Source organism: Enterobacter sp. CGMCC 5087 (assembly GCF_003144775.1).
GTDB classification, from domain to species: Bacteria; Pseudomonadota; Gammaproteobacteria; order Enterobacterales; family Enterobacteriaceae; genus Enterobacter; species Enterobacter cloacae_M.
In genome coordinates this window covers 21,079-27,176 of record NZ_QFXN01000075.1, presented here as the reverse complement: position 1 = coordinate 27,176, position 6,098 = coordinate 21,079, and the positions used below count along the sequence as shown (strand labels likewise).

Genomic DNA, 6,098 nt, shown 5'->3' with positions numbered 1-6,098 from the left:
GCTAAACGGGGGGTGAACGATGCCCGCCCCAATCATGCCGATGCCCGCGTCTTTATGGGCAATGGCGGTGTTAATCACAGGCAGAATGCCGCTGCCGGCGACTTTGGTGATATCGATCGCGGTCGGGATACCCATAAACGAGAGCAGCGGAATGGTGACGTTCGGGTTTTCGCCGAGGGTGATTTCGCGCATCTGGCGCGAGAAGTCGATGGCTTCATCCACCGTGCCGCCCACCAGGGCGACAATCGCCGGGGCCGTCGCCATCGCAAAGCCGCCGATGCCGTAGGTTTCGGTGATGGCGCTGTCGCCGATGTCCAGCCCGGAGTCTTCCGGCTTATAGCCCGCGAACATCGGGCCGATTACCTGCTGCGCCGGGCCGGTGAACCACTGCCCCGGCAGGCCGGAAACGCGCAGGCCAAACTCGTAGCCGTTACGCGCCATGGTGGTGACGACGGTGCTGTACTCAATGCCGTGCGCGGCGTCCAGCGCGGCCTTACACATCGCCATCCACGTCGGGCCGGAGAAGTAGTCGCTGCTGGCGACAAACTCGAACACCTCGCGCTGCTGCGCCACCGGATAGCCCGCCTGAATCAGCCCCGGCGTCAGCGCCTGAATAAGAAGCGTGGTGCCCGCGTTGTTGCGGTTGTGGCACTCGTCGCCCATGTGCAGCGCCTGGGCCAGCATCAGGCGCAGGTCGATTTCGCCGACGATCTTCATCGCGTCGCTCAGCATCGGGCCGAGCACGTCGCGCATCCAGATCAGGCGGTCGATGACGCTCTGGTCGTTAGCGCCCATGCGCAGGATCTTCGCCATCTGCTCGCTGAGGTTGGTGAACGCGCGGTTGCCGTAGGTTTTGTTTTCAACGATGTGCATAAACATCGACGCGGAGGTGACGCCCGCCATCGAGCCCACGCAGTCGTGCTCGTGGCACGGCGAGAAGGTAATATCTCCGGAGGCAGCTAGCCTTGCCGCGTCGTCCAGATCTTTCGCCAGCCCTTCAAACACCAGCGCCCCGGTGACCGCCCCCTTCATCGCCCCGCACATGTTCTCCCAGTCGACAGGCGGACCGGCGTGCAGAATGGTGGTGCGGGTCATGCCCGGCACCACGTTAATAGCCTGGTCATAGCCCACCAGCACCGGATGGGACTGAATAATGCGCTCAAGGGCGATGTGGTTAGCGGCGGCGATTTTCTCCGCCAGCGGTTTTTCCGCCAGCTGGTCGAGCGCTTCAACGACCTGCATATTGCCCCGCCCCGGCGGCGTCCAGTCAAGCTGGGTCACGGGAACGTGCTGTTTTTTAAGATCGTCGCTGAACATCGCAATGCCGACGTTAATCACGTTCAGCGGCTGGTTGAATAAGGTCGTCATTATGCTTTCTCCCCTTTGCAGACAAATTCGCGTGCCAGTAATCCGGTGTTGGTGCTGCTGCTGGCCCAGATGACGCCTGCGTCGGTCAACTGCTGGCACTGCTGCGCCAGCGACTGCGGATCCTGATCGGTGCCGAGCACGTAGCCGAGGATCTCCAGCGGACGGTTTTCGGCCTTCGCGATCGCCTGCGCCTCTTTGATAGCGTCGATCATCACGCCGACCGGATCCTCGTGCGCACCGAAGCCCAGCACGAAGTCCATCACGATGACGCCCACCTCCGGATCGCGCGCCTCCTGCAGCAGGCGGCTGATGCGGTTGGTCGGGTCGATCATCGGGTGCGGCTTGCCGTTGGTGAAGTCATCGTCGCCAAAGTCGAGGAAGGTGTGGGCTTTACTGACATTGACGTCGCCCAGACGCTTAGCCGGATCGGGCTGAATGTTGCTGTAAACGTCGTCGAATTTCGCAAGCGCCGCGAACATCGCCTCGTCGCACAGGGTTCCGCCGCAGAACAGGCCGCGAATGTACTTCTGCTGCGGGGTCAGGCGGGCACGCACCTCTTCAATTAATGGCCAGTTGAGCGGGTGCAGATCGAGGGACTCTTTATTGATGCCGGTGAGCAGGACCGCCTTCAGGGCCGCCTCTTTGGTGCCGCGCGCAAACTGCAGGCCGTCGTCATCGGCGGGCGGTTCGCTGCGGCCGAGGAAGCAGATAACCACCGGCTTGCGGCAGGCTCTGGCTCGGGCCAGCACCTTTTCTGCCACCGCAGGAGCCGGCGGCTTGGAGATCAGCGCAATAACCTGGGTCGCGTCGTCCGCTTCCAGCATGTCGATGGCGTCGAGCATCATCAGGCCGCCGATTTTCTCGCTGAGATCGCGCCCGCCGGTGCCGATCAGCTGCGACACGCCGCCGCCGAATTCGTGAATGCGCACGCTCAGCTCCTGGCTGCCGGTGCCGGAGGCGCCGACGATGCCAATCGGTCCGCGGCGCACCGCGTTGGCAAAGCACAGTCCCGCGCCGTTGATAATGGCGGTGCCGCAGTCCGGCCCCATCATCAGCAGCCCTTTCTTATGCGCCAGCTGCTTCAGCGCCAGCTCGTCGTCGAGCGACACGTTATCGGAAAACAGCATCACGTTAAGATCGTTTTCCAGCGCCTGGCGTGCTTCGCGGGCGGCGAAGGTGCCGTTGACGGAAATCACGGCGAGGTTGCTCTCCGGGCGATGGGTTTTGGCGCTGGCAATCGTGGCGTAGCGCGCTTCATGGGTGCCGCCGCTCTCTTTACGCGTGAACAGCGCTTCGATGGCCGCCAGCGTTTCATCATTCGCCGCGTCGCCTTTAATTACGATCATCAGGTCGCCGTTTTTGGCTTCCGCTAATTCCGGCGTTAATAGCCCGAGGTTTTTTAATACGCCTTTGTTCATTTCCGTCGCCATCGCGACAAACGCCTGCTCAACGCCCGGTAATTTATTGGCTTTGGTGGAAACGGACATTAATGAGACGGAGTCAAAATATGTGTTCTTTTTTATGACGATTTTTGTGGGCATTATTTTCTCCTGAACGCGGATAAAAGGGGGCCGCCGTCGTGCAAAATGCACGTCGGTAAAAATGCGTTTTAATTTGCGGCCAGCCGGAAAAGGCTGGCCGAATGCGTTATGCGCCCGCCGCCAGCAGCAGGTCAGCTATTGCATCGAAGCCTTTTTCCCGCGCCAGTTCGAGCGGGGTTTTACCGTATTTATCGGTCATGTGCGGGTTCGCGCCGTGATCCAACAGCAGCTTCACGATCTCCTGCTGCTTAGCGCCGCCGTCGTTGAGCACGATCGCTTCCAGCAGCGGCGTCCAGCCGACAAAGTTAGTGTGGTTGACGTTGATATCCGTTTTCTCCAGCAGCTCGCGAACGATCTCCACGTGCCCTTTTTCACTGGCTGGCGTAATGCCGACGCCGCCAAAGCGCGTCAGGCGATCGAGATCCGGATTTGCCGGAAGGACAAGGCGCAGCAGGGTGATATCGTTGGTCAGGCAGCTAATGAGGAAGGGGTTAAAGCAGGTCTGATCCTGTTTATCAATATCCGCCCCGGCGGCAATTAATAACGCCACGCAGTCATAATGCTTTTTCAGGCTGGCAATAATAACGGCAGTTCTTTTCTGACGATTGGTGGCGTTAATATCCACGCCTTTTTCCAGACAGGCTTTTAGCGCATCGCTATTGCCCTCTTCTGCCGCCAGCAGAAATTCAGTAACGAGTTCGTTCGCAGACATATTCAGACTCCCGATGTTTTTATTTCTGTTGACCTGAGAATAGCAACAGCCTGGTGATAAAAGAATCCGCTTAAAAATGATTCATCGACAGTCAATTCATTGTTGAGGTAAATTCAACAAACCGGTCAAAACGTGCGTCTGTGCAACCTTTTTCTTATGTTTCCCCGCTTTTTAGCGCTTCTGGCTGCATTATGCTTATACCTGACGAAGCCTTACCGCATGCGGCCTTCGACAAAGAGTCAGAACTGTGATCGGCTTCAAATGCGTTGTAACGACGCTGTTAAAATATGTTCAAAACTGATGGCTGAAGGAAGTGAGATATGAATTCCATCTTTACCGAGGAAAACCTGCTGGCCTTTACTACCGCCGCACGCTTCGGCAGCTTCAGCAAAGCCGCCGCCGAACTGGGCGTGACGACCTCTGCCATCAGTTACACAATTAAGCGCATGGAGACCGGGCTGGACGTGGTGCTGTTTGTCCGCAGCACGCGCAGCATCGAGCTGACCGAGTCCGGTTTTTACTTTTACCGTAAGGCCACCGACCTGCTTAACGACTTTCACGCCATCAAGCGCGGGATTGACACCATTTCTCAGGGCATTGAGGCGCGGGTGCGCATCTGTATTAACCAGCTTTTATACACGCCGCGCCACACGGCGCGGCTGCTGCAGGTGCTGAAAAAGCAGTTTCCCACCTGTCAGATCACCGTGACCACCGAGGTCTACAACGGCGTCTGGGATTCGATCATCAACAACCAGGCCAACATCGCGATTGGCGCGCCGGACACGCTGCTGGACGGCGGCGGGATTGATTACACCGAGATCGGCGCCATTCGCTGGGTGTTTGCCATCGCGCCGGAACACCCGCTGGCGTTCACCCCGGAGCCAATAGCGGAAAGCCAGCTGCGCCTGTATCCCAACATCATGGTGGAAGATACCGCGCACACCATTAACAAAAAGGTCGGCTGGCTGCTGCACGGGCAGGAGGCGATTCTGGTCCCGGACTTTAACACCAAATGTCAGTGTCAGATCCTGGGCGAAGGGATTGGCTTTTTGCCGGAATACATGGCCCGCGAAGCGGTAGACGCGGGGCTGCTGGTCACCCGACGAATCAATAACCCGCGTCAGGATTCGCGCATGCTGCTCGCCACGCAGCATGCCGCAACTGGCCAGGTCACGCGGTGGATCAAGCAGCAGTTTGGTCCAGCGGGGGTACTGACCGATATCTATAGCGATTTACTGTGGCGCGCCTAGCTTTTGCTCTGTACCCAAAACGCATGAATGAGGCCGGGGAAGTAGCCCAGCAGCGTCAGAAGAATGTTGATAATAAACGCCCAGCCAAACCCTTTACCCAACAGCACGCCCAGCGGCGGTATGAGGATCGTAAAAACAATACGCCAAAATCCCATATAAACACTCCGTTCAGTCTAATCCATTGAAAATAATAAAGAGAACGCTGTAAGCATAGCCAGTTTATTCGTCTGTACCAGTCCCGGGTCTCGCGTTTACCCTCTTTTACGCTTTTGACGCTGGTTTAATGCATCGGATTAGTTTAGCATTTACTTAATTAAGTAAACGCTAAACTATTATGACAGAACTCGAACAGCTTCAGGCCAGCGCCGGGCAGGCCGCCACACTCTTAAAAGCGATGAGCAACCCCCGTCGGCTGCTGATCCTCTGCACCCTGTGCGGAGCGCCCGGCACCAGCGCGGGGGAGCTTGCGCGAGCCACGGGGCTAAGTCCTTCCGCCACGTCGCAGCATCTGGCGCGCATGCGTGAGGAAGGGCTTATCGACAGCACTCGCGACGCGCAGCGCATTCTCTATTCCATTAAAAACAATGCGGTACATCAGCTTATCAGCACCCTGAAAACCCTTTATTGCCCGTAAGGAGTCGCCATGTCACTTCCTCTTCTTTCACCGCGCCAGGCCAATGCCCGCGTCGCTGAAGGCGCAAAACTGATTGATATACGTGATGCCGACGAGTACGCCCGCGAGCATATTCCCGCCGCGCGGTCCGTGCCGCTGGATACCTTACCCGGCGTACTTAACGCGCAGGCGGGCGATACGGTGATTTTTCACTGCCAGTCCGGCGCCCGGACGTCGGGGAATGCCGACCGCCTTGCTCAGGCCGCCGCGCCAGCAGAGGCATTTGTGGTCGAGGGGGGCATTCAGGGCTGGAAGCAGGCCGGACTGCCGACCGTCGAAGACAAATCCCAGCCGCTGCCGCTGATGCGTCAGGTGCAAATTGCCGCCGGGCTGTTGATACTCTGCGGCGTGGTGCTGGGCTATAGCGTCTCCAGCGGCTTTTTCATGCTCAGCGGTTTTGTCGGAGCCGGGCTGCTGTTCGCCGGTGTGACGGGCTTTTGCGGCATGGCGCGACTGCTCAAGGTGATGCCCTGGAACCGGCGTACCTCATAAGCAGTAATCGGTGAAATACGCTGTACCCGGCGTCATGCGTGGGCTAAGGTGAAGATCGCTAA

General features: G+C 58.3%; 7 protein-coding genes. 3 read left to right on the top strand and 4 right to left on the bottom strand.

The annotated features are described in order from the left end of the window. From DEO48_RS06790 to DEO48_RS06780, 3 genes are all read right to left on the bottom strand, one after another. Positions 1-1,368: DUF1116 domain-containing protein (locus DEO48_RS06790; RefSeq protein ID WP_181366976.1), on the bottom strand; the 1,368-nt coding region annotated here is incomplete at its 3' end. Continuing rightward, entirely contained in the window at positions 1,368-2,909 is a 1,542-nt protein-coding gene (gene fdrA / locus DEO48_RS06785; RefSeq protein WP_109844708.1) for an acyl-CoA synthetase FdrA, read from the bottom strand. The genes DEO48_RS06790 and fdrA, both read right to left, overlap by 1 nt. A 106-nt stretch (positions 2,910-3,015) precedes the next feature. Then, positions 3,016-3,621, bottom strand: coding sequence for an ankyrin repeat domain-containing protein (locus DEO48_RS06780; RefSeq protein ID WP_039263421.1), 606 nt, complete (start codon positions 3,619-3,621; stop codon positions 3,016-3,018). Positions 3,622-3,941: 320 nt separating this feature from the next. Between DEO48_RS06780 and DEO48_RS06775 the strand changes: the two genes are divergently transcribed. Next, the gene (locus DEO48_RS06775; protein ID WP_023308916.1) at positions 3,942-4,871 is read left to right on the top strand and encodes a LysR substrate-binding domain-containing protein; all 930 of its coding nucleotides are present in this window, start codon (positions 3,942-3,944) and stop codon (positions 4,869-4,871) included. Here DEO48_RS06775 and DEO48_RS06770 read toward each other — a convergent pair. Continuing rightward, positions 4,868-5,026 (bottom strand): YqaE/Pmp3 family membrane protein, encoded by a 159-nt coding sequence (locus tag DEO48_RS06770; protein WP_023308917.1) that lies wholly within the window; start codon positions 5,024-5,026, stop codon positions 4,868-4,870. The two genes, DEO48_RS06775 and DEO48_RS06770, sit on opposite strands and share 4 nt — an antisense overlap. A 179-nt stretch (positions 5,027-5,205) precedes the next feature. Here DEO48_RS06770 and DEO48_RS06765 point away from each other — a divergent pair, with 179 nt between their 5' ends. Both DEO48_RS06765 and DEO48_RS06760 read left to right on the top strand, forming a co-directional pair. Further along, complete coding sequence (locus tag DEO48_RS06765; protein ID WP_023308918.1) at positions 5,206-5,505, top strand: helix-turn-helix transcriptional regulator; 300 nt, start codon at positions 5,206-5,208, stop codon at positions 5,503-5,505. Between the two features lie 9 nt (positions 5,506-5,514). Next, positions 5,515-6,036 (top strand): rhodanese family protein, encoded by a 522-nt coding sequence (locus DEO48_RS06760; RefSeq protein WP_109844707.1) that lies wholly within the window; start codon positions 5,515-5,517, stop codon positions 6,034-6,036. Positions 6,037-6,098: the final 62 nt, after the last annotated feature.

What these genes read in the sequence shown, in the direction of transcription:
- DEO48_RS06760 (WP_109844707.1), top strand. Translation starts at nt 5,515, where the DNA reads ATGTCACTTCCTCTTCTTTCACCGCGCCAGGCCAATGCCCGCGTCGCT.
- DEO48_RS06775 (WP_023308916.1), top strand. Translation starts at nt 3,942, where the DNA reads ATGAATTCCATCTTTACCGAGGAAAACCTGCTGGCCTTTACTACCGCC.
- DEO48_RS06765 (WP_023308918.1), top strand. Translation starts at nt 5,206, where the DNA reads ATGACAGAACTCGAACAGCTTCAGGCCAGCGCCGGGCAGGCCGCCACA.
- fdrA (WP_109844708.1), bottom strand. Translation starts at nt 2,909, where the DNA reads ATGCCCACAAAAATCGTCATAAAAAAGAACACATATTTTGACTCCGTC.
- DEO48_RS06780 (WP_039263421.1), bottom strand. Translation starts at nt 3,621, where the DNA reads ATGTCTGCGAACGAACTCGTTACTGAATTTCTGCTGGCGGCAGAAGAG.
- DEO48_RS06770 (WP_023308917.1), bottom strand. Translation starts at nt 5,026, where the DNA reads ATGGGATTTTGGCGTATTGTTTTTACGATCCTCATACCGCCGCTGGGC.